Annotated in this window: 27 protein-coding genes and 1 riboswitch; of the genes, 20 read left to right on the plus strand and 7 right to left on the minus strand. The window is 38.1% G+C overall.

All coding sequences use genetic code 11. From position 1 onward, the window contains the following. Positions 1 to 49: 49 nt before the first annotated feature. The 12 genes from VXM77_RS02135 to VXM77_RS02190 all read left to right on the plus strand — a co-directional run bounded on the left by VXM77_RS02135 (position 50) and on the right by VXM77_RS02190 (position 12,333). On the plus strand, positions 50 to 1,606 hold the full coding sequence (locus tag VXM77_RS02135; RefSeq protein WP_161831036.1) for a glycerophosphodiester phosphodiesterase family protein: 1,557 nt from the start codon (positions 50 to 52) through the stop codon (positions 1,604 to 1,606). 351 nt (positions 1,607 to 1,957) lie between these two features. Continuing rightward, positions 1,958 to 2,431, plus strand: a complete 474-nt coding sequence (locus VXM77_RS02140) for a hypothetical protein (RefSeq protein WP_262950744.1) — start codon at positions 1,958 to 1,960, stop codon at positions 2,429 to 2,431. A gap of 47 nt (positions 2,432 to 2,478) precedes the next feature. Next, on the plus strand, positions 2,479 to 3,156 hold the full coding sequence (locus tag VXM77_RS02145) for a hypothetical protein (protein WP_161831038.1): 678 nt from the start codon (positions 2,479 to 2,481) through the stop codon (positions 3,154 to 3,156). Positions 3,157 to 3,370: 214 nt separating this feature from the next. Further along, entirely contained in the window at positions 3,371 to 4,690 is a 1,320-nt protein-coding gene (locus VXM77_RS02150) for a hemolysin family protein (RefSeq protein ID WP_161831039.1), read from the plus strand. Between the two features lie 89 nt (positions 4,691 to 4,779). Continuing rightward, positions 4,780 to 5,106 carry a hypothetical protein gene (locus VXM77_RS02155; RefSeq protein ID WP_161831040.1) on the plus strand — a complete coding sequence of 109 codons (327 nt, stop codon included), beginning with the start codon at positions 4,780 to 4,782 and terminating at the stop codon, positions 5,104 to 5,106. A gap of 216 nt (positions 5,107 to 5,322) precedes the next feature. Continuing rightward, positions 5,323 to 6,051 (plus strand): HAD-IB family hydrolase, encoded by a 729-nt coding sequence (locus VXM77_RS02160; RefSeq protein WP_161831041.1) that lies wholly within the window; start codon positions 5,323 to 5,325, stop codon positions 6,049 to 6,051. Between the two features lie 277 nt (positions 6,052 to 6,328). Continuing rightward, positions 6,329 to 6,429: riboswitch (purine riboswitch) on the plus strand. 31 nt (positions 6,430 to 6,460) lie between these two features. Continuing rightward, positions 6,461 to 7,294, plus strand: a complete 834-nt coding sequence (locus VXM77_RS02165) for an ABC transporter permease (protein ID WP_161831042.1) — start codon at positions 6,461 to 6,463, stop codon at positions 7,292 to 7,294. Then, complete coding sequence (locus VXM77_RS02170) at positions 7,287 to 8,069, plus strand: ABC transporter permease (protein ID WP_161831043.1); 783 nt, start codon at positions 7,287 to 7,289, stop codon at positions 8,067 to 8,069. The genes VXM77_RS02165 and VXM77_RS02170 overlap by 8 nt, the downstream gene beginning before the upstream one ends. 10 nt (positions 8,070 to 8,079) lie before the next feature. Then, positions 8,080 to 9,108 carry an ABC transporter ATP-binding protein gene (locus VXM77_RS02175; RefSeq protein WP_161831044.1) on the plus strand — a complete coding sequence of 343 codons (1,029 nt, stop codon included), beginning with the start codon at positions 8,080 to 8,082 and terminating at the stop codon, positions 9,106 to 9,108. 22 nt (positions 9,109 to 9,130) lie between these two features. Then, positions 9,131 to 10,183, plus strand: a complete 1,053-nt coding sequence (locus VXM77_RS02180; RefSeq protein ID WP_161831045.1) for an ABC transporter substrate-binding protein — start codon at positions 9,131 to 9,133, stop codon at positions 10,181 to 10,183. A 66-nt stretch (positions 10,184 to 10,249) separates the two neighbouring features. Beyond that, the gene (locus VXM77_RS02185) at positions 10,250 to 11,569 is read left to right on the plus strand and encodes an amidohydrolase (protein WP_161831046.1); all 1,320 of its coding nucleotides are present in this window, start codon (positions 10,250 to 10,252) and stop codon (positions 11,567 to 11,569) included. Between the two features lie 236 nt (positions 11,570 to 11,805). Next, positions 11,806 to 12,333: a VanZ family protein gene (locus VXM77_RS02190; RefSeq protein ID WP_161831047.1), complete on the plus strand. Its 528-nt coding sequence runs from the start codon at positions 11,806 to 11,808 to the stop codon at positions 12,331 to 12,333. Positions 12,334 to 12,723: 390 nt separating this feature from the next. Here VXM77_RS02190 and VXM77_RS02195 read toward each other — a convergent pair whose 3' ends face one another. After that, positions 12,724 to 13,242, minus strand: a complete 519-nt coding sequence (locus VXM77_RS02195; RefSeq protein ID WP_262953808.1) for a hypothetical protein — start codon at positions 13,240 to 13,242, stop codon at positions 12,724 to 12,726. Between the two features lie 44 nt (positions 13,243 to 13,286). Beyond that, positions 13,287 to 13,811 (minus strand): flavodoxin domain-containing protein, encoded by a 525-nt coding sequence (locus VXM77_RS02200; protein ID WP_262950739.1) that lies wholly within the window; start codon positions 13,809 to 13,811, stop codon positions 13,287 to 13,289. A 701-nt stretch (positions 13,812 to 14,512) separates the two neighbouring features. Here VXM77_RS02200 and VXM77_RS02205 point away from each other — a divergent pair. Next, a complete protein-coding gene (locus tag VXM77_RS02205; RefSeq protein ID WP_262953807.1) occupies positions 14,513 to 15,154 on the plus strand; it encodes a YoaK family protein in 642 nt (213 codons plus the stop codon). Between the two features lie 126 nt (positions 15,155 to 15,280). Further along, entirely contained in the window at positions 15,281 to 15,769 is a 489-nt protein-coding gene (locus tag VXM77_RS02210; protein ID WP_338506818.1) for a DNA-deoxyinosine glycosylase, read from the plus strand. A gap of 81 nt (positions 15,770 to 15,850) precedes the next feature. Here VXM77_RS02210 and cls read toward each other — a convergent pair whose 3' ends face one another. Beyond that, positions 15,851 to 17,386, minus strand: coding sequence for a cardiolipin synthase (gene cls / locus VXM77_RS02215; protein WP_161831052.1), 1,536 nt, complete (start codon positions 17,384 to 17,386; stop codon positions 15,851 to 15,853). A gap of 452 nt (positions 17,387 to 17,838) precedes the next feature. Between cls and VXM77_RS02220 the strand changes: the two genes are divergently transcribed. Then, positions 17,839 to 18,231 carry a hypothetical protein gene (locus tag VXM77_RS02220; RefSeq protein WP_161831053.1) on the plus strand — a complete coding sequence of 131 codons (393 nt, stop codon included), beginning with the start codon at positions 17,839 to 17,841 and terminating at the stop codon, positions 18,229 to 18,231. Positions 18,232 to 18,430: 199 nt separating this feature from the next. Here VXM77_RS02220 and VXM77_RS02225 read toward each other — a convergent pair whose 3' ends face one another. The 4 genes from VXM77_RS02225 to VXM77_RS02240 form a co-directional block, all read right to left on the minus strand. Then, a complete protein-coding gene (locus VXM77_RS02225) occupies positions 18,431 to 19,726 on the minus strand; it encodes an IS66 family transposase (protein ID WP_338507421.1) in 1,296 nt (431 codons plus the stop codon). Next, positions 19,723 to 19,935, minus strand: coding sequence for a hypothetical protein (locus VXM77_RS02230; RefSeq protein ID WP_338505928.1), 213 nt, complete (start codon positions 19,933 to 19,935; stop codon positions 19,723 to 19,725). Before VXM77_RS02230 ends, VXM77_RS02225 begins: the two co-directional genes overlap by 4 nt. Positions 19,936 to 20,042: 107 nt before the next feature. Beyond that, a complete protein-coding gene (gene tnpB, locus VXM77_RS02235) occupies positions 20,043 to 20,399 on the minus strand; it encodes an IS66 family insertion sequence element accessory protein TnpB (protein ID WP_338505925.1) in 357 nt (118 codons plus the stop codon). Next, complete coding sequence (locus VXM77_RS02240) at positions 20,389 to 20,583, minus strand: hypothetical protein (RefSeq protein WP_338505923.1); 195 nt, start codon at positions 20,581 to 20,583, stop codon at positions 20,389 to 20,391. Before VXM77_RS02240 ends, tnpB begins: the two co-directional genes overlap by 11 nt. Positions 20,584 to 20,853: 270 nt before the next feature. Here VXM77_RS02240 and VXM77_RS02245 point away from each other — a divergent pair, with 270 nt between their 5' ends. From VXM77_RS02245 to VXM77_RS02265, 5 genes are all read left to right on the plus strand, one after another. After that, positions 20,854 to 21,930, plus strand: a complete 1,077-nt coding sequence (locus VXM77_RS02245; RefSeq protein WP_262950731.1) for a glycosyltransferase — start codon at positions 20,854 to 20,856, stop codon at positions 21,928 to 21,930. Between the two features lie 376 nt (positions 21,931 to 22,306). After that, positions 22,307 to 22,672 carry a hypothetical protein gene (locus VXM77_RS02250; protein WP_262950730.1) on the plus strand — a complete coding sequence of 122 codons (366 nt, stop codon included), beginning with the start codon at positions 22,307 to 22,309 and terminating at the stop codon, positions 22,670 to 22,672. Positions 22,673 to 22,674: 2 nt separating this feature from the next. Further along, positions 22,675 to 23,409, plus strand: a complete 735-nt coding sequence (locus tag VXM77_RS02255) for a hypothetical protein (protein ID WP_338506822.1) — start codon at positions 22,675 to 22,677, stop codon at positions 23,407 to 23,409. A 447-nt stretch (positions 23,410 to 23,856) separates the two neighbouring features. Continuing rightward, positions 23,857 to 24,723, plus strand: coding sequence for an Rpn family recombination-promoting nuclease/putative transposase (locus tag VXM77_RS02260; protein WP_262950728.1), 867 nt, complete (start codon positions 23,857 to 23,859; stop codon positions 24,721 to 24,723). 1,112 nt (positions 24,724 to 25,835) lie between these two features. Beyond that, a complete protein-coding gene (locus tag VXM77_RS02265; RefSeq protein WP_338506825.1) occupies positions 25,836 to 26,912 on the plus strand; it encodes a zinc ABC transporter substrate-binding protein in 1,077 nt (358 codons plus the stop codon).

Consider the following 26,912-nt stretch of genomic DNA (forward strand, 5'->3'; position numbering starts at 1 on the left):
ATAGAGAACGTTATGTTTTAAACGTGTATCAATAAAGGGGAGATGCCGGATGTATAAGAAATTTGTGCGACTCGATTTATCCGATCGTGAAAAAAGACAGGTAACGCTTGATTTTACGCGAGACCTATGTGTATTAGAGGTGGTTTTAATTCAGGACGAACACATCGTCAATTTGAAAAATTGTCGCGTTCGGGTAGAAGGGGTGCAATCGAATAACCAACCCGTTTTCGAAAGTTGTAACCTTTCTCCCGCTAAAAATGGAGCCATTCTTTTAACGTTAACGGAGCATTTTGTTAACTTTAATGTCCCCCTTTTATGCGAATTATTAATAGAAGAAGGGGGCGGGGAAGAAAGATGGGTCTTTTTTTATGTCGAGGTGAAAAGTGAGACGCGAAAATCCCGCTCAGATATCGTGCCTCAACCAAAGCCTCATGTTCCAGCTAAAACACGTCTGATTGCCCATCGGGGACTAAGTTCGATTGCTCCTGAAAATACGATTCCCGCGTATGAACTTGCGGGACGCTATGGCTATTATGGCGCAGAGTGTGATATTCATGAAACGAAGGATGGGGAATTTGTTATTTTACATAATTCAACCCTAGAAGGAATGACGAATGGTGTTGGAAGAATTAGTGACTACACCTTAAAGGAACTTCAACAATTAACCATCATATCCGGCCATCAAATTCAACGCTATCCATCTCTTAAACTCCCAACGCTCGAAGAATATTTAGACGTCTGTAAGTCGTGGGGGATTGTACCAGTTATTGAGGTGAAAGAAATCGAGGAGTCTAGTATTTCACGATTGATTCGTCTGATTAAGCAGTGGGGCGATGCTCATCAAGTCATCATTATTTCTTTTTCGAAAAAGACGTTGGTGCAAATTCGTAAACTTGAGGAAGCGATGACCTTACAGTGGTTGGCACACCTCAACGAGGAAAATATTAAAGTCTGTGCCAAGTATAAAATGGCGATTAGTTGTCGTTATAAAGAGGTAACTCAAAAGTTAGTCCATCAAGCCCATCAACAGGGAGTATTAGTGGCGACTTGGACGGTAGATTTAAATGAAAAGATGCAAGAATTGATGAAGATGGGCGTCGATTTTATGACAACGAATACCTTGTTGTATCGCCAATCATTGGTTGGATGTAAAGGGGGAAAAGATTATTTGTTCCATCATCAATCAGAGTATATCAATAGTTTGTCGTCGCCACTTAAGGAAAAAGGAAACGAGGGGTGGATATACCACGAAGAGGGCCAACTCTTAGAAGTGTTTGATGAAGGGGAATTTGGAAATGTGCTAGAAGTTAAGTTGGCGCCCCTCGCTGTTGGAGATGTAGTCACCGTTTCATTCTTTTATTTAGGCATGGAGGAGGATAGCATCCGGGCTGGGCTTGAATATGTGGAAGAAGGGCGTGTGCAAGAAGTTGAACATAGTATCAAAAGTACGGCCCATGGAAATTGGCATTATATGAGTGGACAGTTTCTTGCGATGAATTCGGTGAGTGGTGATCAGTCGTATTATCGAGTGATCATTGGGCCAAAGGCTGCAGGAAAAAGCCATTTTATGATTCGAGATTTGCATATTCATTTAGATTACATGTAAAAAATCATCCGTTTTGGATGATTTTTTTTATGGGAGCATGTCTTTGCCTCCTGTGTTGAAAAAGGGTAGGCTCACGGGGAGCAAACGATATCTTTTGATGCTTTTACGTGTCTCCTCTCTCTCGTGTGCCCCTATACTATTGAAACAGGATCGGTGGTTTAAGAAAGAGGAGGGATCAACGCTTAAGCGGGGGAAAGTTGTGAAAAAGTTTATAAAACGGGACACTTATGTTCTGAGGCGATCGTTGCTGGAATAAAGTTTAGTAGGGGTTTAGTTGCGTGGTGAGGTTAATCAAGTTGTTAAGGGTGATGAGGAGTTAAAAGTGCGGGTTAAACTAAAGGAGGAATGTTTTTGGACTGGTTGAAAGTGAATGATTTAGAGGAATTGAAGAAATTAGGAAGTTTTAATGAAGTACGGGGACAGATTAAAGAAGAAGGATGGAGTCAACTTCATGTGTCGGGTCGAAGTTGGCAAGGATTATTAGATTCAATTTGTGAGTTTCGCGAGAAGGTTGAAAAGCTGCAACAGTTATCCACGGGTGAATGTGTTCATTCGTTAAAAGGGGACGTTAAGCAGGAAGCCGAAGCGGGCTATTTTAATTCACGGGCGAGTGAGTATATTTTCTATTTAACTGAACTTGATGGAGAACTCCGATTGAAAAAATTGGGGGTTAATGCGTCTCATTTTAGTAGTAAAAAGGCGGCTAAGGCGTGGCGCGAACAAATTTCTAAAGTGATTCATCCCGATTTTTGTTCTCATCAACAGGCAACGGCAGCGATGGCGAAACTCAATGATTTGTATCAACAAATGGTGGGGAGGGACTAGCCATTAAACCCAAATATGAGCTCACAACCTATTTAAAAGGTAAAGAGGTGGAGTATCAAAACCCTGTCATGGAAGGCCAGATTAGTCGGAAGGTTCAAACTGAACTTGAACGCGCCTGGCAAGAGGGGGTTCTTATTGATAGTAAAGGTTGGATGTGGATTAAGGTAGAGAAACTGCATAGTATTTTACGAACGACAAAAAAGAATGCCCGTTACTTCGTCGCTTGTGTTCCAGATAGCCTTAAACAATCGTTCGACGGCCAGGAATATGTTCGTGGGTATAAGGTACTTGAGCATCTGGCTAAAAATATTGAGGAAAATGGGGTAGGGAAAAAAGGCGCCAATTTGGAGGCGTCTAAACAATACTATGAAGCGATTAATACCTGTCCAACGGTGAAATTGCGACGAATCGAGTATGATTACACTCTGAATGCAGCACGTAAGGGATTGAAAAAGAAACGAAGAACGAAGTATAAAATTAAGTCGGATGAGTTAACTGGGAAACCACTTGTTGTTAGAACCTGTGAATTTTCCCATATTAGAAGTTATGCCCTTTACAAGGAGTTGGCGGATCAGATTGATAATGGGTTAATCGTGAATAAAGAAACGCATCGTCTCATTACGGAACGGGGCATTAACGATGAACATGAACTTCTAGCGCTCTGTCAGGAGCAACAGTGGGCAACGGACTGGTACGACACGTTTAGGCATAAATTTGATTTTTAACCTTTAGAGACAGGTTAGTAATGAGGTGGTTGCCACTTCGAGGGTAACGCATCATTCCCTATGGACACTTGTTGTGAGTTTCCGATAGGGATTTTTTTGTTTGAGGGACAATTTTGTGAGGCGGGAATATAATACATTAGAACAATAAATAGTTATTCTACCGAAAAGCCATCCGCAATCGGTAGCTGTATTAATTAGAGGAGAGATTAATGTTATGGACCCCGAACCGATGAGCTTCACGCTACAAGTTATTTTAATTTTCACTTTGACTGTCTTAAATGCCTTTTTTGCGGCGGCAGAGATGGCGATTGTTTCTGTTAACCGAACCCGCATTAAACAATTAGCAGAGAGTGGGGATCGCAGGGCCCTTTCGTTGTTGAAGTTATTAGAAGAACCTAATTTGTTTTTATCGACCATCCAGGTCGGGATTACGCTAGCTGGTTTTTTTTCAAGTGCATCCGCAGCGACCACGATTTCAAAGCGGTTAGGAATTTATTTAGCTAGCTTTGGATTTCCTTATGCGGAATGGGTTTCCGTCGTTGTCATGACGCTTCTTTTGTCCTATATCACCCTTGTTTTAGGGGAGTTGGTTCCTAAGCGAATTGCGCTTCAAAAGTCACAACAATTGGCGATGATTGCAGTTAAGCCCATTGTGTTAATTTCAAAACTGGCCAAGCCCTTTGTTCGATGGTTATCTTTTTCAACGAATGTTGTTTTGCGACTCTTCGGACTAAACGATGAGAAATTAGAAGAAAAAGTGTCTCGTGAAGAAATAAAATCGCTCGTTGATGCGGGCGAGGAACACGGCGTCATTAATCAAATTGAGAAGGAAATGATTAATAGTATTTTTGAGTTTGATGATAAATTAGCCAAAGAAGTTATGACCCCACGGACAGAGGTTTATATGATTAATGTGAATCAACCGTTAGCCATCGAACAGTTACTAGAAGAAAATTACTCGCGCATTCCTGTTTATGAAGATCAATTGGATCAAATCGTTGGGGTGCTCTATTTAAAAGACGTTTTAAAAGAAGCCTATCGCGTTGGATTTGATCATGTAGAAGTGAGACCGCTGCTTCATTCTGCCTATTTTGTGCCCGAATGTAAAAATATTGATCAGCTATTTAAAGAACTTCAAAAATCGAGAACGCATCTCGCCTTTTTAATTGACGAATATGGTGTCTTTTCAGGCATTGTAACCATCGAGGATTTAATCGAGGAAGTCATGGGAGAGATTGAGGATGAGTACGATGACGATCATGCGGTGATTGAAGAAATCGGGCAAGGTGTTTATCTTGTGGACGGGTTGATAAGTATTAAGGACTTAAATGAGAAGTTGCACTTAAACTTGTCACAAGAGGGAGAAGACTATGAAACACTTGGAGGTTTTTTACTACAACAAATGAACTATATTCCTAATGAAGGTGAGACGTGTACCGTGACGTATGAGAACTTCGTATTCAAAATCGATGAGGTAAAAGATCGACGCATTGAGCGCGTTAAAATTTATATTCCGTCCACCCATCTAACATAAAAGGACATTTTTGGACATATAGATGTAAAGAGGTGAAGGAATTTAATCCGATATCATGGGGGCCTTGATCGATAGAGGGGGAGTTAGGGATGAACTTAGTACCTTTAATTATTATTTCTGTTGTTGTAGAATCGGCGGTTGAAACATTTAATACGATTGTTAAGAAAAACGGTAAGGTTAGTTATAAAAAAATTGGAGCCATTGTTTTAAGTGTGGCGGTTTGTATGTGTGTTCCATTTGACTTATTCGAAGCGGTTGGAATGGATATGGCATGTCCGTATATTGGTGAATTTGTGACAGGGCTTGTAGTGAGTCGCGGTGGAGGGGTTGTGAACTCTTTAATCGAACGACTCTTATCAGCGGGGACAAAGGAACCCCCACTAGTTGTTTCAAATTCATCAGATAAAGAGGCTTAAACGATTGTTTAAGCTTTTTTTATTAAGATTTGGCAAAGAGTCGTGTATTTTTAGCATGAGAGTCGATGATTTTTAATAAACTATAGAAGTTACATTTGTTTAGGAACAAACAAGGGATTTAATGGATGAGCGTATGAATTTGTTTCTAGATGTAAATAATTGTATAATAGTCAGGTAAGATTCAATGGTTTTAAAAATTAGTAGGAGGTGTTGCACATGTCTCGAATTGCTGCATTTTTTGATATTGACGGAACGATTTATCGTGAAGGTTTAATTACCGAGGTTTTTAAAAAAATTATTAAATATGAACTGATTGAAGAAGAAGTCTGGCATCATGAAGTGAAGCCTGTTTATTTAAAATGGGATCGTCGTGAAGGGGATTATGATGAGTACTTACTTAAAATGGTGGACGCCTATAAACAAGCGATTCTAGGGGTGAGTAAGGAACATATTGAGCATGTGGCTCAAAAGGTGATTAATCAAAAAGGGGATCGAATTTATACGTTCTCACGCGAACGAATGAAATGGCATAAAGAGCAAGGACATATTGTGATCGCGATTTCTGGATCACCTTATGAGTTAGTGAGTAAAATGGCAAATAAATATAAAATGGATGATTATCGCGGAACGATTTATGAAACGGATGAAGCGGGACGTTATAACGGCCATGTGATTCCGATGTGGGATGCGGTAAGTAAACAAAAAGCAATCGATGAACTTCAAGCGAAGTATGATATTGATTTAAGTCAAAGTTTTGCTTATGGGGATACCACTGGGGATTTAACGATGTTTCGCGCAGTAGGAACACCATTTGCCATTAATCCGACAAGGGAACTTATTACGAAGTTAATGGAAGATGAAACCTTAAGACAAAAAATCAACGTCATCGTTGAACGAAAAGACGTGAAATATAAATTAGATATGGATCACATTGAATTACTATAAGAAAAGCAACGTTTAAAAAGTCTCTCACGAAAGGATGAGAGACTTTTTTTTGTGTGAATATTTTTGGGGGAGAGGGTGTCTTAAAATGAAAAGCCATCTTAATTGCCGTGATTAAGTGAATAGCGCTTATCCTTGTTCCATTTAGTAATAAGCGGTTTTTCACGGGAAGGAAGTTCTGTAAATAAGACATTATTTTTATTTTTTAGATAAAAAACCCTTTCTTTATACCAAAAATGACAAAAAAATATCATTTAGAAGGGATATTTGGTATAATTATGGCGGTTATCAAGGTTATTTTCATATATAACGCAAATAAGGTGCGTATGTTTCTACCCGATTTCCGTAAAAAATCGGACTATGAGAAGAGATAGAACATGGGGACGGTGTTCTATCGCAAGGAGGTAACAACATGAAGAAAAATTCAGCTTATGTTTTATTAGTTCCAGGATTTGTTTTGCTTTTATTATTTTTAATGTTGCCCCTATGCGCAACATTATGGCCAACAGTGTTTAGCCATGAATTTTCTTTAAATCAGTATGTCAACTTTTTTAAAGACGATTACTATTTAGAAATATTTTATCGAACGCTGAAAATCTCCTTGATTACTACCTTGGTTTGTACGCTACTTGGGCTACCGACCGCATATTTTATTTCACGTTGTTCATCAAAGTGGAAAGGATTATTAATCGCAATTTCTATTTTTCCATTATTAACGAACTCGGTTGTGCGAAGTTTTGCATGGATTAATATTTTAGGAAAAAATGGTGTGATTAATCAATGCCTCATGAACCTTGGGTGGATTGATGAACCGATGAGTTTGTTATACACAGAGTTTGCTGTGATTATCGGAACCGTTTATTTATTCTTACCCATTATGATTATGACGTTAGTCGGTGTCATGGATAACATCGATAATGACATGATGGAAGCAGCGGAAAGTCTTGGCGCCAATCGGTTCATTGCTTTTATGAAAGTCGTTTTACCGATGAGTGTTCCCGGAATGATTACAGGTGCTGTGTTGGTGTTCACTGGATCGCTAACAGCGTATACGACGCCACAACTTTTAGGAGGAAATAAAACCCTTGTTTTACCAACCCTCATTTATCAACGCGCGATGTCTTTAAATGATTGGACAGGTGCGAGTGTCATTGCAGCGATTATGATTATCACCACGCTAATCGTGATGAAAGGATTAAATGTGATTGCCGCAAAAGTAGATAAGAGAGGTGAGTTAGATGCGTAAAAACAAATTTTTAACCTTTATTTCCCTTGCGGTTTTTATCTTTTTATTCTTTCCGTTATTGATTATTACGGTCACAGCCTTTGGAACAGAGAATACGATTTCGTTCCCCATTAAAGGCTTTACGTTTAATTGGTTTATTAAAGCCTTAAGTTCAAAAACATTTATTGATGCGTTTGCTTTAAGTTTTAAACTTGCATTTATATCGACACTTATTGCGCTCATCATTGGAATTCCTGCAGCCTATGCGATGTCGCGTTATTCGCTAAGAGGGAAGAAGTTATTAAAGAGCTTTTTTCTATCACCGACGATTGTTCCAGGAATTGTAATTGGGTATTCCTTATTTCAATTTTTAGTGATTAAACTTCAGCTTCCCGTTTTTCAAGGATTATTATTTGGACATTTCTTAGTTGTCTTACCTTATATTATCCGAATTGTAGGGGCTTCACTCGAACAATTTGATTTCTCAATTGAAGAGGTCGCTTGGAGTTTAGGATGTAACAAGTTCACTACATTTTTCAAAATCGTTCTACCGAATATTTCAAGTGGGATCATTTCAAGCTTCTTACTTGCTTTCATTAATTCATTTAATAATATTCCGGTTTCGATGTTCTTAACAGGTCCTGGTATTTCAACCTTGCCAACGGCTTTAATGAACTACATTGAATATTATTATGATCCAACGGTTTCTGCCGTATCTGTTTTATTAATGGTAGCCACGATTGTAATTATGTTTATCGTTGAAAAGACATTAGGAATTAACTCATTAGCGAAATAGGAGGAAGACCATGGCATTCGTAGAATTAAATGATATTCGTGTGACATATGACGGAAAAAATGATATTTTAAAAGGATTAAACTTAGAAATGAAAGAAGGCGAATTGGTGTCTTTACTCGGTCCAAGTGGGTGTGGGAAGACAACAACGTTACGAGTGATCGCCGGTTTTATTGATATAGCGGATGGAGAGTTTTTAGTAGATGACGATAATGTTACAAAAACTCCTGTTCATAAACGTAATTTTGGTCTTGTATTCCAAAGCTATGCATTATTCCCTCATTTAACAGTTAAAGATAATGTTGCTTTTGGATTAAAGCTTCGTAAGATGAATAAGCAAGACATCGAGAAGAAAGTTAATCAGATGTTAGAAGTCTGTGGATTGTTAGAGTATAAAGATCGTTTACCAAAACAACTTTCAGGGGGGCAAAGACAGCGTGTCGCTTTAGCCCGCGCTTTAGTTATTGAACCTAAATTATTATTATTAGATGAACCATTAAGTAATTTAGATGCGAAGCTTCGTCTTCAGATGCGCGTTGAGATTAAACGTATTCAAAAGTCGTTAGGAATTACGACTGTGTTTGTAACGCATGATCAAGAGGAGTGTTTTGCGATTTCGGATCGAGTAGCTATCATGAATAAAGGGGTTATTGAACAATACGATACACCAGAAAATATTTATGCACGACCAAAGACCGAATTTGTCGCGCGCTTTATCGGATTTGAAAACTTTATTCCGATGAAACATCACCAAGATCAGCTCTTTTTAAGTCAGGAAACGATGTTTAAAGTGGATCAAGTAAAAGAAGGAGACATGACACTTGGAACGATTCGTCCGGATGATATCGAAGTTGTTGAAACAGTGGGAGAAAACTGTGTGAAAGGGACGGTTGAAGTTCGCACGTTTTTAGGAAAAAGTTATCAATATGAAGTTCAAACAGCAGTTGGAAAAATCATCGTAAATCATGCAGGACCAAAAGGTTATGAAGTGAATGATGAAGTTATTTTACACTTACCATCAAACAAAATCGTCTTAGTTTAATGCGCAAAAGGAGTTTAGACCAATGAAAAAACAATGGAAATTATTAGTTGGAGCATTACTTTTAACAACAGTGATGACAGGATGTTCAGGAAAGTCAGAAGACGAGTCTTCTAAAAAGCAATTAGTTGTTTCAACATGGGGATTAAGTCAAGAAGTATGGGAGAAAGAAGTTAAGGTTCCTTTTGAAGAAAAGTTTGATTGCGAACTTGTGTTAGAAGTGGGAGGAACAAACGAGCGTTATACCAAATTAGCAAATAATCCAAACGCGGCGGTAGATATTATGGAATTATCACAGTCGGCAGCTGCGAATGGATATGACGCAGGATTATTTGAAAAAATCGATTACTCAAAAATTCCGAATGCTGAGTTTTTAATTGATCCAGCTAAACAATTAGCGGAATCAGGAGCTGGAGCTGCGTATGTGATTAATAGTATCGGAATTATTTATGATAAAGAAGCAGTTGGATTTGAAATTAATGATTGGTCAGATTTATGGAATGAAAAATTAAAAGGAAAAATTTCAATTCCTGATATTACAACGACATTTGGACCAGCCATGGTTTATGTTGCAAATGATTACGCAAAAGGAAACATTGAATCAGATGAAGGAAAAGCCGCATTTAAAGCATTAGAAGCCTTAAAACCAAACATCGTTAAAACGTATGCGAAATCAAGTGACTTAGCGAATATGTTTGCATCTGGAGAAATCGCTGTTGCGGTTGTTGGAGATTTTGCTATCCCAACGATTGAACAAGCACAGCCAACGGTTGAATTTGTTGTTCCAGCGTCAGGAACATACGCTAACTTTAATACTATCGATATTAATAAAAACTCTCAAAATAAAGAATTAGCTTATGAATATGTGAACTGGCGTTTAAGTCAAGAGTTACAAGAAAAAACAGCGGTGACGTTAAATGAGGCGCCAACCAATAAAAATGTAGAGTTATCAGCAGAAGTGGCTCAAAATAAAACGTATGGTGAAGTCGCACAAAATGCACGTACGATTGATTACTCATTTGTTAACCCGTTATTAAATAACTGGATTGATCAATGGAATCGTTTAATTAACCGTTAATGAAATAAAATAAAAAAATATCCAATGCAGATGTATTGGATATTTTTCTTTAAGGAGGGTGTTTGAATGCGAACATTAATAAAAAATGCTTGGATTTTAACGATGGATGAACAGTTAACTACTTATCGAAATGGGATGGTGCTCATTGAGGAGACACGGATTGCCTACGTAGGGGAAGCGAATGCGACGTTACTAGAGAGAGCAGATGAAGTGATCGATGCGCGAGGAGGCATTTTAATGCCGGGGATGATTAATACCCATGCCCATGTTTCGATGATTCCGTTTCGTTCATTAGGCGATGATTGTCCGGATCGATTACGTCGCTATCTTTTTCCTCTTGAAAATGAGTGCATGACGGCTTCGTTAGTTTATCATGCAGCCCAGTATGGAATTTTAGAGATGCAACAAAGTGGGGTCACGACTTTTTTAGATATGTATTATTTTGAAGAGGAAGTCGCTAAGGCGTGTGAAGCATTAGGAATGCGCGGCGTATTAGGAGAGACGGTTATTAACTTCGCAACATGTGATACTACGGCTCCTTATGGCGGATTGGCCTACGGTGAAAATTTTATAAAGGAGTGGCAAGGACACGAACTCGTTACTCCGATTATTGCCCCTCATGCGACAAACACCAATGAAGCGTGGGCCTTACAGGCCGCCCACGAGTTGGCAGTTAAATATGATGCCCTGGTAACGATGCACGTGGCGGAAATGGATTACGAGATGGAGGAATTTAGAACGAACTATCAAATGACGCCCATTGAATATTTAGATTCTATCGGGGTTTTAAGTGATCGATTGATTGCGGCACATTGTATCCATTTAAACGAATCAGATATGAAGCTTATGAGTGAGAAACAGACGCGTGTGGCCCATTGCATCGGCTCAAATATGAAAGCGGGCAAAGGAATCGCGCCAGTTAAAGAAATGGTGGCGAGCGGACTGGCTGTTGGATTAGGAACAGACGGACCAAGTAGTGGAAATACACTCGATCTTTTCACCCAAATGAAAACGGCTGTCTATGCCCAAAAAACGCATTATAAGGACCGTTCATTGTTTAAGGCGGAAGAGATAGTGAAGCTTGCAACGATCGGGGGGGCTAAAGTATTAAGGATGGAACATGAAATTGGATCGCTAGAAGTTTCGAAGAAGGCGGATCTTGTTTTAATTGAGACCGATTCTTTGAATATGTTCCCGATTCATGACCCGTATTCGGCGATTGTCTATAGCGCGAACGCCTCTAATGTTGATTCAGTTTGGATTAATGGGCGCCAAGTTTTAAAGAATAAGCAATCCATTTTCAATCAAAAACACGTTAAGGAATCGTTAGCTAAAGAAATGCAGACGTTTAGGCAACGCGCCATTGAGCGCGCGAAAGAATTATAAAAAGGAAGCGTATCGACGAAAAATGAGAGGATGATGGAAGGTGAGGTTTAGGCTTTAGCTTCTCCCTCTCTTGCGCATCAGGAAGTTTCCGTGAAACTATCAGTTAACCGCCCCTAGGGTTAATCCGTTAAAAGAGATATCACAATAAAGCCTTTAATAGTTTATGTTAGATTAGAATTGAAACTCATAATAAATTGGGGTATAATTAGAAAAAAATGGAATAGGGGAGAGATGTATTGTTAAATCATTTATCAAATGGAATTTTTTATTTATTGGCGGCTATCCCTATAGCCTTGTGTATAGTATTAGTTGTTATTAGTTTAAAATTTATTTTAGGTAAAAAAGCTGATATAACGTTTTTCAATACATTCAATGAGCTAATGTGGTTGATTGTTGTCATTAGTATTTTGCTAATTACGGGGATAATTGAAGCAATTATAGGAGGGACATTTGGTGTTACATCTATTTTAGATGGAAGTTCAGTCGTGAGTTTAACTCTTCTGTCAGAGGGAATTACTCCTGCTACCCTTTTAAATATTTTATTATTTATTCCCTATGGTTTTTTTTCTGTCTTAGTATTTAAAAAAATTAAATCTCGACAGATTTATGGAATATTAATTGGATTTTTATTCACATCTATTATTGAAACTATTCAATTATTTACAGGCCGCTTTTTTCAACTAGATGATATTATTATGAATACATTAGGCACGTATATAGGAGTTTTATTAGGAAAAAAATTATTAGATTTAAAACGGAAATAAATTTTAAATAGTAAAAAAGTAAGTAGAATGACTATAGTCATTCTACTTACTTTTTTTATTAGACAACCTTAAGGATGGGGGAGCCCATTTTAGCTGACTCATTCCATGTTCAATGGTTCATTTCACACTTGGTGTTCGCGTCTAACCTATCGGGAGTATAAACAATACCTCCAGTAACCATTGAAAGGTGAGTTCTTCAAATGAATCTCAGGGCATAGGTATGAAACTGAAGTTAGATTCAGGGGAGATGGGATAATCGAATGATCTTTGTTTTAGTGTTTGATAAGAGTAGACAGGAGACTTAGGAAACGAGAGTTCTAATCTTTCTTTATTTAAGATTTAGAGGGGACGTTTGTGATAGAAGTAAAAGGGGAGCGAATTCGCTCCCCTTTATTCAGGTGTTGATTGTTGTTCCCGCAACGTATAGAAAATATAAATGAGGTAAATGGCGATAATCAGGGCTAATGCTCCTGATAAAATTCCTAATACAGGAACGAAATAGCTAAGGCAGGTGGCAACGAATTGGATAATCCCGAGGGTTAAATAATTCGTGATAAACAGGCGTGTTTGCGTTTGTGGATGCCAAATATATTCTGCCTTGATCAGTGAATAGAAAAGATAAAGGGTCGCCAGTTGGGCAGTCAGCGATAGGCTTACTAACGGCCACAACGTCTCATTTCCCGCCGCCTCCTGAAGAAATGGATAAATCAGACTGTAAACAATAAGGGCTATCCCTAAGTATTTAGCTTGGACCATTTCTTGAATGCGTTGGTGCTTTTCCCCGAGATAGGCACCGATGACGATGAGTAGATAGCCGATGCTATCGGGAAGCAAGTGAAGTCCGCCAATGGAAAGATCAAGTGTTGTAAATAGACAACCAATCAATAGATAGGTATAAACTTTTTTCATGAAATCCCCCTCCGTTTATTCCATTATAGCATAACGAGTAGGGCCTAGTTTAAGGCATTTTCATTCACAAAGTTAATGAGTGGTTGCGTATAACTTTCTTGGCTTAAATCAACCGGATGTTTAAAACTTTCCAAAATGCCTTCTTCATCCGCTGTTTTTTTAGCGTGCCCTTTAATCCATAGTTTTAATCCTTGCATAAGAAATTTATCTTTTAGCGTGAGTGTCTGGTAATCAAGACGTCCGGGGAAGTAGAATAAGTGATCGTCTTGAACCGGAAGCAAATGTTTGATGAGCTTTAATTCTTCCTCTGTTGGGTGGCTTGCGCCCACTAAAAAGGTAAGAAAGAGGTGAGGTGGGTAAAGGCGAATCACATCCAATACCTTTTCATAATGATACGGTTTTCCAAGATAAAGAGGCGCCCCGAAAATAACAGTATCGTAAAAGATTAAATCATGTGCTTCCACATTCGCTATTTCTTTTAAATCAGCTTTCAACACTGTCGCGATTTGTTTAGCATATGTTTCAGTTGTTCCATATTTAGTTGTATAAATAACAAGCGTCGATGTCATAAAATCCCCCTTTTAAATTTGGCTTAGTACATTGTATTCAAAAGGGGCAATCAGATATGAGTACTGCTTCATATTCTTTAAAGAAAGCGGGTTGATGAAAGGGAAGATTAGCTTTTTCAACGAGGGAAACGCACCGTTGAGAAGTCGAGCAGGAGAGAGGGGAGATAGCTAAGTGTACTCTTTATGTTTAAATGATTGATTCATCAGGTGTCTTGCGGTAAAATATAGAAAAAATGGAGGGGATAATATGAGTGACTGGATGGAAGTTACATTGGAGAATGGGATTAGATTTCTTCCGTTATTAGTAATAGGAATCCTTTTTTAACGAGGAAAGGGGCAACGTTAGTTGCTCCTAGCTATCAAAATCAACAGCAGTTATTAAAGATAATAGGTTATCATCTCATTGTTTTATCGGTTACCTTATTTTTATTATTAGAAGCTTATGCTTATTTTAGAATTTTCTTCGATCAACGGAGCGTTTTATTTGTCCTATTAGTCCCCCTTGTAGTTATTGCTTTATTGATTTCGTTCCATTTTTATACGAAGCGTTTGCAAGTGCAAGATAAACAAAAAAAATAATGAGGAGTAGCCTCATTATTTTTTTATAGGTTTCACCACGGTTAAGGAAAAAGAATGGCTCCTTTTTATCCTCATCTTCAGGAAAATGACATAAAGTGATAAAGAGGGGAGGCGATTTAGTGATGAGTGAGGATCAAGTCATCGTGTGGGAATCACGCGAAGTGGGGGTACTGCTAGCGTTAGTCGGCGGCTTTTTAGAAAGTTATACCTATCTCTTACACGGGGGCGTTTTTGCGAATGCACAAACAGGAAATATGGTATTATTAACATTAAGTTTAGCCCATCAAGAATGGGGGCAAGTTTTTTATTACTTGGTTCCGATTTTATCATTTTTTATAGGGGCGGCGGTCACAGAGGTTTTGAAGTTACACGAGCGGTGGCACGAGGCGGTAATTGGGGTAGAAATAGTGCTACTTTTTTTCATTGGTTTTTATCCCTTAACAGCTCCTTCGTTAATGGTTAACCTTGTGATTTCTTTTATTTGTTCGATGCAGGTTAGCACTTTTAGAAAAATTCAAGGGGCAGCTTATGCAACGACGTTTTGTACGGGAAACTTACGATCAGCAGCTCAATCTTGGATGGACTATTATTTATTTAAGAACGAGACTGAAAAAGCTAAGGGGCATAATTATTTGCTCATTATTTCCTCCTTTTGTTTCGGAGCATTTATGGGGGCGATCCTTATTCCCTTTTTAAAAACATGGACCGTTTGGATTTGTTGCCTCATGTTAATAAGGGTCTTTTTTAAGATTCGAAAGCGTTAAGGATGTGGCAAAAGATTTTTCCCATAAGAGCGAGTAGGGACATTTGGGGTGAAGGTTCTAGCTTATAAAACACGAAGAACTGAGGAATAATAGGAAGAAAAACACGAGGAAAAGGAGGAAAAAAAGATGGCGCTTGTGAAGCATACGTTAAGCCCCGTTTATGATCGTCAGTCAAAGGTTCTTATTTTAGGAACAATGCCATCGCCTAAATCGAGAGAGGTAGGCTTTTATTACGGTCACCCTCAAAATCGCTTTTGGAAAGTGTTGGCCGCGTTGTTTGAGGAAGATCCATTAACGACAACTGAACAAAAAATCGATTTTTTACACCGTCATCATCTCGCGCTTTGGGATGTGCTAGCGGAGTGTGAAATTGAAGGCGCGGAAGACGCGAGTATTAAGCGCCCGGTTCCCAATGATTTGACGAAACTGCTTGATAAAACGGACATCAAAACCATCTTTACAACCGGGAAGAAGGCGACCGATTTATATCAAAAGTATTGCTATGAGCAGACACACATAGAGGCAATCGGCCTTCCTTCAACCAGTCCGGCGAATCGTCGAATCAATGACGAACAGTTAAAAAAGGAATACACCCAAATTTTAAAATACCTCTAGCAAGAGCATCAAAAGAAGGCGGGGTAATGTTTGAGTAAGATTCCCATGATAACTAATAAAAAAGAGCCCTAGGGCTCTTCTTTACATTAGTGGGGCAAAAATTCTTAAAAAGGCATAAATAATTTTAATATACCACGGCATCTTTTCTAAATCTTTTGCGCTAACAGGGATAGAAACAGCGAGCGTCTTTAAATAATCGTCACGGATGTCCAAAACACTCGTTGTCTTATATAACCATGTGGCACATTCGTAGTGAAGATATAGACTGCGATAGTCTAAATTAATCGTCCCAATAACGGCGTATTCATCGTCAACAATGAAATTTTTCGCATGAATGAACCCCGGCTCATATTCATAAATTTTAACGCCATTATCAATGAGTTCGGAATAGTTCGCACGTGTTACACTATGGACATACCACTTATCTCCGTGATGAGGCGTTATAATTTTTACATCGACATTTCGTTTCGCTGCTTGAGATAGAGCCATCGTCATTTCATGGTCTAAAATTAAATAGGGGGTGGCGATGTAGACATAAGATTTTGCATTGTTAATCAGGTTGAGATAAACATTGGCACCAACGGTTTCGCGGTCAAGTGGAGAATCGGTATACGGTTGAACGAAGCCATCCGTTTGAAAGGGAGCGGGATGATAAAGATGGGGTTTAAAGTTTTCAAAGTCTTCATTGACTTTACGAATGTATCCCCACATGGTTAAAAACATAATAGTAAAGCTCCAAACAGCATCTCCTTTTATCACAATGGCGTTATCTTTCCAGTGACCGTGTTTATCGATGGCATTTATATATTCATCGGCTAAATTAATTCCTCCGGTAAAGGCTGTATGGCCATCAATGACACATATTTTACGGTGATCCCGATTATTCATGCGAATGGTTAGGAGGGGAACAAAAGGATTAAAGATACAGCACTTAATTCCCATTTTTTCAAGTTGTTGTGGATAGTCGGTTGGGAGCGTAAATAAGCATCCAAATCCATCATAAATGACGCGGACATCGACGCCTGCAGCCGCTTTCTCTTTTAAAATATCGAGGATGGTATTCCACATCACGCCTTCTTCAATAATGAAGTATTCAAGGAAGATGTAGTGTTTAGCCTCCTTCAGCTCTTTTATTAAACGTTCAAATTTTTCTTCCCCAATGCTTAAGTATTCACTCGTTGTTTGTTGATAAACAGGGCACATCGCGTAGTTGCTCATATAGGCTGACTGATTGGCTGCCCGCAGGTCGGTTTGTTCAAGTGTTTTAAAGACTTGTTCATCTTGTTGTAAATGCCAGTTCATCTTTTTAAGGATGGGCTGCATTTCGCTTAAAAATTGTTTTCTTAAATGTTCACTACCAAATAGTAAATAGAAGAGTCCCCCGAAAATGGGTAAGGCCATGATAGGGATAATCCAGGCAATCTTATAAGCAGGATTTAGTCGGTTATTCACAATGGTCATCACGACAATAATACTAAGAATGATACAAAAGGCATAAAAGTAAACAAAATATTGTTGGAACCAGGCAATGACAACAATTAAAGTAAGGGCTTGTAGGGCAATTAAAAGTCCCGTGAATCCAATCGGTCCTAAAAGAATTCTTAAAACTTTTTTCACTCGTACGTCTCTCCTTCTTAAACAATTAGTTATATAATGGAATTTATTATAGCAAAACCTGAGACACTCGTAAATAAAAGATGGTTGATTACAAGGGTCAAAAATCGGATAAAAACGGTCATCTCCGAAAATAGAGGTTCTCTTTTTGTATATGTCGCCTACCTAGGAGATATGACGGCTTTATTTAGTTGCCAACCGGCATCCTCTTTTTTTGAGATTTTTAATCAACTGTTTTCCAATCAATTGATGTCGCTGTGGGATGCCTCCCCATCGTTTTTTTATGTTTAACTAGAGGAATGTCCTTTGTTTGCGAGCAGCAACCTGTCCTTTGAATCCGTAGACGGATTGTAGCAACCGGAGAAAGGCGGGGATGTCTTTTGAAGACAGATTTGGAACTTTAGGCGAAGATGAAGTATAATATAAAACAAGTCAGCCATTAAGGAGGGATTGCTTTGGATCGGTTTAAAAAGTTTATGGAAGATCGAACAGGTGTCGATCACCTGTCACTCGCGCTATTAATTTTATCCATTGTTTTAGTACTGATAGGAATGGTGTTTAGATGGTCGATGGTTCGCTTTCTGTCACTTATCCCATTAGTGTTGTGTTACTATCGAGCTTTTTCAAAGAATAAGTTGAAGCGACATCAAGAAAATATTTTATTTTTAAAATATTGGTATCCTATTCAAACAAAGATGATGAATAAATATCGACACCTAAAGGCCCGAAGACAGTATAAATATTTTAAATGTAAAGAATGTGGACAACAATTACGAGTTCCACGAAAAAAGGGAAAAATCGAGATTACCTGTCCAAAATGTCGTCATACGTTTATCAAGAAAACATAAGTGAATAAAAGGATCTATTCGATAGGATGGATCTTTTTTTATGGGGATTAATAGGGGGACGACGAAGGCATGTTAAATGATTTTTCCCGCTAACTTTTTAGGCGTTCAATCGTAAGCACGTAATAATAACACGGATACAAAAATAGCTACCAATCCTGTAAACTAAAAGTACAGAGTTGGTAGCTTTTATCTTATATTGTTACTGACAAATCTCTTGGACTGTTTTCGCCCATGGCAAAAAGTCCACCAATACGCCTGGATTTCGTATGAAGTCCGTATTAGGTAGTTTTTGAAAAAGATAAGTGAGATATTTGGATGGATTTAGACTGTTTGCCTTGGCTGTCTCCAGGATTGTGTATGCCATCGCATTAGCAGTCGCACCCTTCATACTGGTTGAAAAAAGGTAGTTTTTACGACCAATCGCGATGGGGCGAATCGCTTGTTCAGCTAGATTATTCGAGGCTTCAAGATTTCCATCATCTAAAAAGCGCAAAAGCTCTACCTTTTGATTGAGGGCATACATCACCGCTGTTTGAAGTTTTCCTTTCATCACATAGAAGGATTCGAGCCACTTGAAAAATTCTTCGATGACTGGTTTGATGATCAGTTGGCGCTGTTTTTGACGTTGCTCAGGAGATAAATCTTTAATCGTCTTTTCAAAACGAAAGATTTGATCGCAGTATTCGACTGCCTTTTTTGCCTTACCGTTATTTCCAGGTATCTCAAAAAACTTTCTTCTGACATGAGCCCAACATCCAACTAATTTCACGTTGGGAATATTTTTATAGCCGGAGTACCCATCACAGTGAAGATAACCTTTAAATCCTTCTAAGATAGTGGTTGCCACCGCGCGTTCACGTGTTAGATCAGCGTGGTAATAAGCTACAGGATGTTGGGCATTTTTGATGGTTCTAAATAACCAAATCCTTGATTGAGAGGTGGCAGGTTTTCCATCCGCTCGATTTAAAATTTGATACGGTGTTTCATCTGCGTGTAAAACGGTCTGTTGAACTAGTTCATCTCTCAATCGCTCATAAATCGGAAGTAACCAATCATAAGAGGTAGTGATTATCCAATTTGAGAGCGTCTTATCACTCACACTTAATCCATAGCGTGCCCATTCTGATACTTGTCGATAACAAGGAATACTTAAGACGTATTTTTGATGAAAAACTTCAGCTAACATACTCGCTCCGGCAAAGCTTCTTTGAATCGGAGCTTTTGGAGTTTCGGCACAACGAATCGGTTTAGCTTCGATCGATGCATCATGACAATCACATGCATACGCGTAGCTAATGTATCGCTTTTTATATAATCGGGCTGGAACGAAACAAACTTCGTCACGAATGATCTTTTTTCCTATCTGTTTCATTTCGTTTCCACAATTTGTACATAAGCAGTCTTCTCCATGTAATTGACAATGGATTTCCTCAATTGGTAAGTCCTTGATTAATTCTGCCTTCCTTCCCTTTTGTTTTTTACGTCGATAGGTTATTTCTTCGACGGTTTGGTCTTCAGTTGTCTCTGTCTCTTCAAAAAATTATCTGGATTAAATAATGAAATTTGGCCGTCGGCTACTTTAGTCTTTTCACTCGAAGATCCAAATAGCTTTTTATTTAGGTACTGAATTTGTTCAGTTAGTTGGCGAACTTGTTCCAGAAGTGCCTTATTTTGTTCCATTAATTGTTGTTCAAGTTCTGTCATCAAATTCACCTGCTTTCAAAAAGGTTTCGTGTTAAGATTAGTATACCTAATCTTACAACTTATGAAAATAGAAATAAGAGATTTTTGTCGAAAATCCCTTATTTCTATTAGTATAAACATCCTGTTTTAGCAGGTTTAATGGCTTTGGGTTGTTGAATGGATAACCCCTCTAATAACCAACGGAGTTCTTGGGCCGTTAATTTCTTAACTTCATCTTGATCTTTAGGCCATTGTAAATTTCCATTTTCAATTCGTTTGTACAATAACATAAATCCCTCACGATCCCAGTACAAAGCTTTATATCGATCCTTTTTTCTTCCACAAAACAAGAAGATAGCATCATTAAATAAATCTAAGTTGTATTTATCCGAGACGACACTAGCTAAACCGTCAATCCCACAACGCATATCAGTATGGCCACAAACGATAAAGATATTTTGAACCGTAGTAAAATCAACGAGCATACTTAGACATCTCCGCTAGAACAGTATGTAAGATATATTTGTTCACACCATTGTAAAACGTGACTTCAGCATCCTTAATTTTAAAGTGACAAACAGGTGTATTTTTATTAGTCTCAGATACTGAATGAGACTTTAAATTAGAGTCACTCAATGCGACTGGAACTATAATAGGATTTTCTTTCATAAAAAATAGACCTCCTTTACTTTGATAGCTACAGTATAGCTCAAAGTTGAAGGTCATAATAGACATGTTTATATTACGTGCTTACGTTCAATCGGAGAAATCAAGCCACAACGTCTTATTTGTTTCCGATCACATTTATGTTGAGAGTTTTAGAGGTTTTCTTGATGTAGAGCAGGGAGAAGCTATTGTAATAAGGTGTCGGTCTTAGTAATGAAAGGAAGATTTCTTGAATACAATGTAGGGATAGCGGGATTATTGGGGAGGGATATTATGAAAATCTGTGTTTATGCGATTTGCAAGGATGAAGCGCAGTTTGTGAGTAGGTGGGTGGATTCGATGTCTGAGGCAGATGAAATTTATGTTTTAGATACGGGGTCCACCGATCAAACAGTAGCACTACTAAAAGAAAGAGGGGTCATTGTTGAACAGAAGGTTATTACACCTTGGCGATTTGACGTGGCTCGAAATGAGTCTTTAAAATTGGTTCCAGAGGATTGTGATGTGTGTGTATGCACCGATTTAGATGAGGTGCTAGAACCGGGTTGGCGTCAAGTGATTGAAAAGCTTTGGAAAAAAGGGGTGACGAGGGGGCATTATCGGTATACGTGGAGTTTTAATGAGGATGGAACGGAAGGTTCCGTTTTTGATTATGATAAAATTCATACACGTCATCACTACCGTTGGACGCACCCTGTACATGAGGTGTTAGAATATTTAGGCGAAGGGATGGAACGCGTCGTCTATTTGACGGGCATTCAGTTAAATCATTATCCGGATCGAACTAAATCACGCGGGCAATACTTACCCCTTCTAGAATTATCGGTTAAAGAAAATCCCAATGATGATCGAAACGTGCATTACCTTGGGCGTGAATATTTCTACTATAATCGTTATGATGAAGCCATTACGACCTTGAAACGTCACCTTAGTTTGCCAACTGCCACTTGGGATGCTGAGCGGGCCGCCTCGATGCGATATATTGCGAAATCATATGCGGCACTTAAAGAGCCGGAAATGGCGAAGACATGGTTTTTTAAAGCCATTAAGGAGGCACCTTATCTTCGAGAGGGATATATTCAACTCGCGTTACAGTTTTATAAAGAGTCTGACTGGTTCGGCGTAGCCTATGCCGTGGAAAATGCTTTAAAGATTAAGGAACGACCACTTTCTTATATTACGGATCCAAGTTCTTGGGATGCAACACCCTATGATTTAGGAGCCATTAGTCAGTATTATCTTGGGAACTATGAGCAGGCACTCATTTATGCGCAACTGGCCCTTAATTGTGCCCCTCAAAATAAGAGATTAAAGGCGAACTATGAATTAATCGCTAAAGCGTTAAAGTAAAGGAAAAAATGACTCCTTTTTGATCTCATTTTTTAAAGCTCAAACATGGAACTTCCATTAAATAAATCGTAATCCCCATTAAAGCACCCCGCATGGAGGCATCCATGGGGGGTGCTTTTTTTCTCACGTTAAAGGGGGCATCGTATGCGACCTTTTGGGGCATGAGGTTCGAAAGCTAGGATGAATGATTGAGTCCCGTCTAAAATGAAGGAGGGGATTGCTGCTTAAAGGAAGAAGTGGTGTGAAAATGATGGCAATTTTACAAAATAACTAAAATATTCATTATAATACAAATTTTTCATTACACTTCTATAACAGAGGATAAATTTGTATTATAATGAAAGTATCGTTTAAGGCAAAGAGGAGGGGGGACGTGTTGGAGATGGAACAGACGTATCATCGGTTATTCGTGTGTGCGAAACGATGTAAACTTGCTGCAAGCTTAGATGGGTTCACGGATGCCGGAATCGTAGGTTATTTTATTAAACTTCCATTTAAGTGGTGGTATAATCATCAATTTAAACAATTAGGCGAGCTCATTGACAAGGCCAATGAACAGGGGTTAACTAAGAAATTAGCGCACTTTGAGGAGTATGACAATGAATCTATTTTATACGGGCCTAGTCAATTACAGGCACTAGCGTATAAGCAATATGACCATCGACTAAGATATTTTGAAAAATTGATGAACGATGTGAGTGAACGATTAAAGGAAATGGATGAAGATAGGAAAGAGGGATGAAGTTGAAAAAAATAGGAACAATGGCTGTCGTTGCTTTAAGTTTATGGGTTGGAGGATGCCAATCGCCGCATTCACAGGAAAAGTCGGAAAGTTTAAGTGATTATTATTTTAAAACGTCAGAAGTCTTAGCGCAGGGAGAAAGCGTCGCTGTAAATAAACTCCCTCAAACGTTAGGAGAGGCGACCGAGGATCTAGGAACCATTAAAGTCTTCGAAAAAGGAGATGAGAAGTTAACGGTTGAAGTCAGTGCGGATCAAGTGGCTAGCCTCATGTATGATTGGCACGATTCGATGAGCGAATTAACTGTTGCACAAGAGAATATGGTAAGTAAGACCTCAGTTGTCGCAAAGGATGAAGCGATTAGGGACCTTTTAAATGAAACACCGACAAAGATGTTAGGGAGTTATCAGGAAGTTGCCAGTCGGATGAGTGAAGAGGGAGTAACGATCGATGAAATTCGTTCAATGTTCAATATTGAGCCTGAGGTAAGTGAGGAGGTCAATGAGGACACATCTGAAGTCACAGATTATTCTTTTGTTGTTGGGGATATGGATGAAGTGATGCATGCCTATACGCTTAAAGGAGAAGACAAGGTGATTAAATTAACTTACGGCTCAAATATAACAGGAGATATTTACACGACACTTTATCAAGACAATGAGCCGTTGTATATCACGTCATCTACTCGTACGACGTTAACCGAGCAAAAACAAATTTTTGATGGCTTACATCAATAATAAAAATCAACGGGTTCCTCGTTGTTAGGGGGCCAAAGACATAAGGGGGTATTTGTCGTCAAATATGGATACATCAATGTTTTATCGTGTTCCAGTTATCAAATAATTACTCATAACGAAGCCATCGAGGTTTACGATACCTTGATGGCTTTTTCTATGACTATCAGGTAAGTTGGTCGTATGGAGTGGGTCACTTATCCCTGATGAAACATTAAGAGAGTGGTTATGATTTGTTAGTTGATGATGCTAATCGGGATCAATGAAAGGGTTAGCGTGAGCGGAAATGTATGATTAGGAGGGGTTACCTTCTTTTGAATGAAGATGAGAGCAAACAGGATAAATGAGGTTATTGGACAATACTTAAGTGCAACTATTGTCATTTACCTCTAGGATATGGTTTATGAGTTAGGAATCCTTTATAATATAACTAGTAGAAGAAAATATAGAGTGAAGAAGAAAGGAAGAGAAAGTCAAATGACGTTAGCCCTATTACCACCTAAGATGGATTTTGTATTTAAGAAAATTTTTGGAAATGAGAAGCATCCGAACATCCTCATTTCCTTTTTGAATGCGGTATTGAATCCGAGTGATCCCATTAAATCAGTCACTTTACAGGATACAACTATTGAGAAAGAGTATCTTACGGATAAATATAGCCGATTGGATGTGCGGGCAACGACGGATAAAGGGGAACATATCAACATTGAAATTCAACTCGATAATAAATACAATATGATTAAACGAAGTCTTTATTATTGGAGTAAATTATATGAGGGTCAATTAGAGAGTGGGAACGACTATCAAAAATTAGCCCGTACGATTTGTATCAACTTGATTGATTTTAATTTATTGAACCATGATAAATTTCATAGTGTTTATCGTTTAAAGGATTGTGAAACTCATGAAGAGTTAACAGATATCATTGAATTACACTTTATTGAGCTAAAGAAAATGAAACATGTGAAACATGCGGACGAGGTCAAAAGTAAGCTAGAAGCGTGGTTACATTTTATTAATCAACCTGATAGTGAAGTAGTCAGAGAATTAGAAGCGGTTGAATCTGAAATCAAATCAGCTAAAGCGGAGTTAATTCGATTAAGTGGGAATAAAGTGGAAAGAGAATTGTTTGAAAAACGTAGACAAGCGATGCTAGATGAAGCGAGTGCCTTAGCCTTTGCAGAGGAAAAAGGGGCAAAAAAAGAGAAATTAGAAATTGCGAAAAATTTAATTCAAAAAGGGTTAGACAATGGTTTTATCGTAGAAACAACAGGATTATCTTTAGAAGAAGTAGAAGCTACGAGAACCAAAATGTAGGTATAATACAGTAAAAGCATGTAAAGAGCCAAGTGCCAGGTGAGGTGCTTAGCTCTTTTCTGTTTAGTCGGAATGGAGTTCATGGGATGAATGACTGTTAAATTTCTTTTGAGGATAGCTGTATATCTTTCTATAAGGGCATTTAGGGCAAGTAAAGTGAGATGAAAATGAAATGTTTTATGGAGAAGGTAAGGTGGAAAGGTTATCCCTTTTAGCCCTAACATAGATGTTTCAGGACAATAAATTTTATCAATTCACCTTGGATAGAAGGATTTAATTAGTTCCTCTTTCTGTAATTTCCTGGTTCCCTAGTTTAAAATATAACTAGGGAGAGGCATAGGTAGAGCAGAAATAAGATAAATCGTGGTTATCATAGTTAGTCCCCCCAGTTTATCTCAATCTAAATAAGTAGAATAACCAATAAAAAAACATTATCTCAACTCAGGGTCATTCCGAACTCAGATAATGTTTTTTTACGTTGCTCATCTTTACGGAAGTGTATGTTTGGGAACCTCTACACTACGGGACTACTTAGTATTTACGAGATAAATGTATCCACCGCTACTATGAAAAAAATATCACTGTCTTGTTAAGGGAATGGATTAGCAATAAAGGAATAAAGTTTAACGTTTACTATAAAATTAAAAGGAGAGATAGACGCATCCATCTCTCCTAGGTGTAGTCCGCAGACATCCACCGCTATTCACTAAATATAGTATATATTTAGTTTTAAAAAAAATGCAATAAATTTTATGATCTTATAAAGTTATTTAACTCTAATAATTTATTGTTGGTATCTGTATGAATTATTTTTGAATAAATATGATATGGAAATTTTAATCGATATGTTTTTTTTATAGTTTTGAGGTTAGTAACTAATTTTTGAAATTCAGCTTTTGGTTCCTTAATGACTTATAGGAAAAAAGTGATTTTTTGATGGAGGCTTTGGATGTGAGGAGGGGAGATAAAAAAGAGGAATTTCTTTTCATTTCCACGACAATATATGAGTAAATGCACATATATTCAACTCAGGTGATAACTATTATCATTTGTATGAAACTATGCTAAAATAGACATAACATAGGTAAAGTATGTTTTTAAGGAGGAGTTTTATGAGAAAAAGAGGATTGTTTATTGCCGGCTTGATGTCGACCCTTTTGCTACTTGTTGGGTGCGGGACTGATCAACAGAAGGCAGATGAAGTTGATAAAGTCAAAGTTGTAACGACGCTATTTCCCCAGTACGATTTTACGCGTGCTATCGGAGGAGATAAGGTAGATGTTTCCTTATTATTACCTTTTGGGATGGATTCTCATTCTTATGAGCCAACCCCAGCTGACCTCATTAATATAAATAAATCCGATTTATTTATTTATACAGGTGAATCTATGGAACCATGGGCGCATAGTATTATTGAGAGTGTTGATAATAACGATGTTTTAGTATTAGATGTTTCAAAGGGTGTTTCGCTAATTGCCCCAAACTGTACGATTGATGAACATGACCATGAGTCTGAAGAAGATCATAATCATGAAGCGGAGGCTGGATACGATCACGAGTCTGAAACGGATCACGATCATGAAGCAGAGGTTGGACACGATCATGAATCTGAGGAAGATCATGACCATGGGACAATTGCAAAAGAACATTCAGACCACGATGGGCATGACCATACATACGATCCTCATATTTGGACAAGCCCTAAAAATGCGATGATTATGGTGCAAAATATTTTAGAGGCTTTATGTGAGGTAGATCCTGAAAATGCGGACTACTATCAAGCAAATGCCGATGCCTATTTAAATGAGTTAGAGGCGTTAAATCATGAGTTTGAAGAGGTCGTAGCTCATGCTAAACGTCAGACAATTTATCATGGTGGCCGATTCGCGATGCAATACTTAACAAATGAATACGGAATTAATTATATTAGTGCACCATTTGAAGCTGAACCAAGTGCAGCCCTTGTTGCTCAAATGATTAAGGAGATGAAAGAGCAACAAATTCCAGCGATTTATTATGAAGAACTTGTGGATCCAAAAATTTCACAAATGATTAGTGAAGAGACAGGAGCTCAGATGTTATTATTACATTCATGCCACAATGTTTCTAAAGAAGAGTTTAATCAAGGGGTAACATACCTTTCGTTGATGAAACAAAACGTGGAAAATTTAAGAGTGGGACTGAATTAA

The organism is Turicibacter sp. KK003 (genome assembly GCF_037014675.1).
Classification (GTDB): Bacteria; Bacillota_I; Bacilli_A; order MOL361; family Turicibacteraceae; genus Turicibacter; species Turicibacter faecis.

Excerpts from the sequence above, each read along its gene's own strand:
- VXM77_RS02135 (WP_161831036.1), top strand. The coding sequence starts at position 50 with ATGTATAAGAAATTTGTGCGACTCGATTTATCCGATCGTGAAAAAAGA.
- VXM77_RS02150 (WP_161831039.1), top strand. The coding sequence starts at position 3,371 with ATGGACCCCGAACCGATGAGCTTCACGCTACAAGTTATTTTAATTTTC.
- VXM77_RS02155 (WP_161831040.1), top strand. The coding sequence starts at position 4,780 with ATGAACTTAGTACCTTTAATTATTATTTCTGTTGTTGTAGAATCGGCG.
- VXM77_RS02160 (WP_161831041.1), top strand. The coding sequence starts at position 5,323 with ATGTCTCGAATTGCTGCATTTTTTGATATTGACGGAACGATTTATCGT.
- VXM77_RS02165 (WP_161831042.1), top strand. The coding sequence starts at position 6,461 with ATGAAGAAAAATTCAGCTTATGTTTTATTAGTTCCAGGATTTGTTTTG.
- VXM77_RS02170 (WP_161831043.1), top strand. The coding sequence starts at position 7,287 with ATGCGTAAAAACAAATTTTTAACCTTTATTTCCCTTGCGGTTTTTATC.
- VXM77_RS02175 (WP_161831044.1), top strand. The coding sequence starts at position 8,080 with ATGGCATTCGTAGAATTAAATGATATTCGTGTGACATATGACGGAAAA.
- VXM77_RS02180 (WP_161831045.1), top strand. The coding sequence starts at position 9,131 with ATGAAAAAACAATGGAAATTATTAGTTGGAGCATTACTTTTAACAACA.
- VXM77_RS02185 (WP_161831046.1), top strand. The coding sequence starts at position 10,250 with ATGCGAACATTAATAAAAAATGCTTGGATTTTAACGATGGATGAACAG.
- VXM77_RS02195 (WP_262953808.1), bottom strand. The coding sequence starts at position 13,242 with ATGAAAAAAGTTTATACCTATCTATTGATTGGTTGTCTATTTACAACA.
- VXM77_RS02200 (WP_262950739.1), bottom strand. The coding sequence starts at position 13,811 with ATGACATCGACGCTTGTTATTTATACAACTAAATATGGAACAACTGAA.
- VXM77_RS02205 (WP_262953807.1), top strand. The coding sequence starts at position 14,513 with ATGAGTGAGGATCAAGTCATCGTGTGGGAATCACGCGAAGTGGGGGTA.
- VXM77_RS02210 (WP_338506818.1), top strand. The coding sequence starts at position 15,281 with ATGGCGCTTGTGAAGCATACGTTAAGCCCCGTTTATGATCGTCAGTCA.
- VXM77_RS02230 (WP_338505928.1), bottom strand. The coding sequence starts at position 19,935 with ATGACAGAACTTGAACAACAATTAATGGAACAAAATAAGGCACTTCTG.
- tnpB (WP_338505925.1), bottom strand. The coding sequence starts at position 20,399 with ATGCTCGTTGATTTTACTACGGTTCAAAATATCTTTATCGTTTGTGGC.
- VXM77_RS02240 (WP_338505923.1), bottom strand. The coding sequence starts at position 20,583 with ATGAAAGAAAATCCTATTATAGTTCCAGTCGCATTGAGTGACTCTAAT.
- VXM77_RS02245 (WP_262950731.1), top strand. The coding sequence starts at position 20,854 with ATGAAAATCTGTGTTTATGCGATTTGCAAGGATGAAGCGCAGTTTGTG.
- VXM77_RS02265 (WP_338506825.1), top strand. The coding sequence starts at position 25,836 with ATGAGAAAAAGAGGATTGTTTATTGCCGGCTTGATGTCGACCCTTTTG.